Source organism: Gemmatimonadota bacterium (assembly GCA_026705765.1).
Classification (GTDB): domain Bacteria; phylum Latescibacterota; class UBA2968; order UBA2968; family UBA2968; genus VXRD01.
Window position 1 is genome coordinate 1 of sequence record JAPPAB010000119.1, and the last position, 3,061, is coordinate 3,061.

Genomic DNA, 3,061 nt, shown 5'->3' on the forward strand with positions numbered 1-3,061 from the left:
CATTGGCTTCTACAAACTTGATCAGTTTGTCAGTTTTGGGCTTCTCGAAAAGACCCAATCGGGAGATATTGTTACCTCTGGCCGGTGGACTGATTGGCCCTATCCACAAGGAGCTTTCTCTGCACCTGAAGGCCGACTGGGTGACCTGACCTGTCCGATCCTCAGTGCTGAAGCCCAACTGGACGAGAAGGTAAATTTCCACAAGCACCCAGCTGGTGCACCGCTTCGGGATGTGGATTTCCCCGCGATCGAGAAGTTACGTGAATATATTGCTGATCAGCAACGCAAATAAGCGCCATGATCGGCTAACATGTCGATGCTATCACCCCGTGAAAGACCATCATGATTCCATACGTAAAAGACACATCAAAGTGGGAAGATTGGCAACGCGACTACCGATTAGGCCTCATCCTTATCATGCCCCCTCCAGAGGTATCTCAGGAGATCGATCTCTTGCGAGCAAAGTATGATCCCCGCTCTGCTGACTCCTGTTCGACGCACATCTCTTTGTCAGATCCCTTGAGCAAGGAAATGACGCCTGATCTTATCGATGAAATCAATAACGTCATTACTGATGTCCAGCCATTCACGCTTCATTACGACAAGCTGCATGCCTCAACCAGGCATCCTGGCGTCTCGTATCCTATAAGGCCACAAGAGCCTATCGATAATTTAAAGCAGATCCTCCACGGTACATCGGCATTTTCCGACGAAGCGTATCACCGGCGCAACATAGCTCCGCACATGACCATTGCTGAATTCATATCCATAGACGAGAGCCTTGAGCTATGTGCACGGCTCCAAAATTCAGCCCCGTCTGGCTCTTTTTTGTGTGATAAACTGGAGTTCATCGTACCTGATGAGAATTTTCGGTTCAAAAAGAGGGGTACGTTCTTTCTCGACGATTCGGGTCAAAAGGAGTGATGATTGATTCATCTGAATAGAGACAGAGCATGGACTGGCGGATTCTTTACCATCTGGACCGGACAAACGCTGTCGTCTCTTGGAACCCAAGTCCTTGTCGCCTACCTGCCAGAAGTCTTCCTGGCTCCCATCATTGGCACACTGAACGATAGATGGAACCGCCGAATTGTAATGATCGTCTCGGATACGCTTGTTGCAATAGCCATGGCTGGTCTTGCTGGTCTTTTCTGGATAGAAATTATCGAGATCTGGCATATCTACGCAGTAAACTTCCTGGCGAGTATTGGTCGTGCATTCCAGGGCCTGGCGATGATAACTTCCACGCCTCTGATGGTGCCCGAAAAACATCTGGCCAGGATCCAGGGGACGAATCAAACCCTGCATGGAGTACTCAGCATGGGAGGGCCTCCCCTTGGAGCATTGGCACTGGCCGTGTTCGAGATGCATATCATATTGGCCATCGATGTTTTGACAGCGATGCTGGCTATCGGTCCCCTCATCTTCATTATGATTCCACAGCCCAAAAGGATGGAGGAAAAGCAAAGCCAGGAGGTTGGAATCTGGGTTGATATGCTGGAAGGATTTCGTTATTTGTGGAGATGGACTGGTCTTCGGAACTTAATCTTAATTGCTGCCGTATTAAACATATTTGGGAACACGAAGATGACCATCTCGCCCCTCTTGATAACAGATCACTTCAATGGAGAGGCTACTGAACTTGGTTGGTTTAATTCTGCCTGGGGAGTGGGCATTGTTCTGGGAGGCCTTCTGGTCGGGGCCTGGGGTGGATTCCGCCGCCGAATCATGACGACGATCTTAGGCTGGATCGTGTATGGCATTGGAACAATACTCGTAGGTATAGCCCCTCATACCCGCTTTGCTTTGGCCATCACGGGCATAGCTTTAAGCGGTGTCGGTAGCTCGCTAATTAACGCGCCTCTCCGCGCACTCCTTCAGGCCAATGTCGATCCCCATCTACAAGGCCGCGTATTTGGTGCTCTCCATAGTTCCGTGCAATTTACAACTATGCTTGGGCTCATCGTGATAGGTCCCGTAACCGATGTATTTGGCCCGCAGCCGTGGTTCCTAACAGGGGGATTACTGACCCTCGTTCTTGGAACGTCTGCCCGGATGATTCCGTCCGTTGTTAGTATCGAAGACAAAAAACCCTGAACTGGGCAGACGTGCACACTTCATAGTCAGAAAAATGTACCTTTGGAAATAGATCGACTTCGGCTAACAACACGGTGATGCGTCGCGGCACTGGCGGTGCCTTGGCCTTCGGCAACCGACCATAAAGCTGGGCGGATTTCATTGCCAAGACAAAGCCTCTACTGGAAAGAGAGAGACATGCATGTTGAAAATTCGTCGCTATCAGGCTTCTGACCACAATGAAGTCTGGAATCTACACAACTTAGCACTGGATCAGGTTGGAGCGAATGCAGGCAGTGGCGCTCAAGACAATGACCTTCACACTATTGAAGAGACATATCTATCTGACAAAGGTGAGTTTTTGACAGGATTTTGCGAAAAGAAATTGGTAGCAATGGGTGCCTTGCAACGAATTTCAGATGATAAGGCAGAAATTAAAAGGATGCGCGTCCATCCCGATTTTCAAAGACGAGGATTTGGTCAGACGATTCTGAATAGACTTGAGATAAGAGCTAATGATTTGGGTTATAAAATACTCTGCCTGGATACAACAGTGCAGCAGATTGCGGCTCGCAAGCTATATGAAAAGAACGGATATTGTGAAATAGAACGACAAAGGGTGTCCGAGTTCGATGTGATTTTTTTTGAAAAGAGACTGTGAGATCTGATAAATCACGAGGTTATCTCTCATGATCGAGTTACGTGGTAAAAAAGTGGTACTGCGAACAATGGAACGCGAGCATTGCCGCACTCTTTGGGAACATTATGAGCTCGAGGAGCCAATACCAACTGAGCCTGTCAGGCCCGGTCATTCACTCGAAGGCTCGGACAAATGGTTCGAGGATATCCAGGAGCAGCAAGGCAAGAGTCAAATTTATCTGGGCATCTTCAGTCCCGATGGCAATCTTCTCGGCGATATTCAGTTGTCGGAAATCGACTTGAGAAATCGTACCGCCAGCCTCGGTGCTGGCATTGCCCGCAGGAG

At 48.9% G+C, this 3,061-nt stretch carries 5 protein-coding genes; all 5 read left to right on the forward strand.

Annotated features, from left to right (window positions below; all coding sequences use genetic code 11):
* Nucleotides 1–292: hypothetical protein (locus OXH16_16235; GenBank protein MCY3682947.1), on the forward strand; the 292-nt coding region annotated here is incomplete at its 5' end.
* Nucleotides 293–342: 50 nt separating this feature from the next.
* Nucleotides 343–924, forward strand: a complete 582-nt coding sequence (locus OXH16_16240) for a 2'-5' RNA ligase family protein (protein ID MCY3682948.1) — start codon at nt 343–345, stop codon at nt 922–924.
* A gap of 3 nt (nt 925–927) precedes the next feature.
* Nucleotides 928–2,097 carry an MFS transporter gene (locus OXH16_16245; GenBank protein MCY3682949.1) on the forward strand — a complete coding sequence of 390 codons (1,170 nt, stop codon included), beginning with the start codon at nt 928–930 and terminating at the stop codon, nt 2,095–2,097.
* Nucleotides 2,098–2,278: 181 nt separating this feature from the next.
* On the forward strand, nt 2,279–2,737 hold the full coding sequence (locus tag OXH16_16250; protein MCY3682950.1) for a GNAT family N-acetyltransferase: 459 nt from the start codon (nt 2,279–2,281) through the stop codon (nt 2,735–2,737).
* Between the two features lie 28 nt (nt 2,738–2,765).
* A partial coding sequence (locus OXH16_16255; GenBank protein MCY3682951.1) for a hypothetical protein occupies nt 2,766–3,061 on the forward strand: 296 nt, incomplete at its 3' end.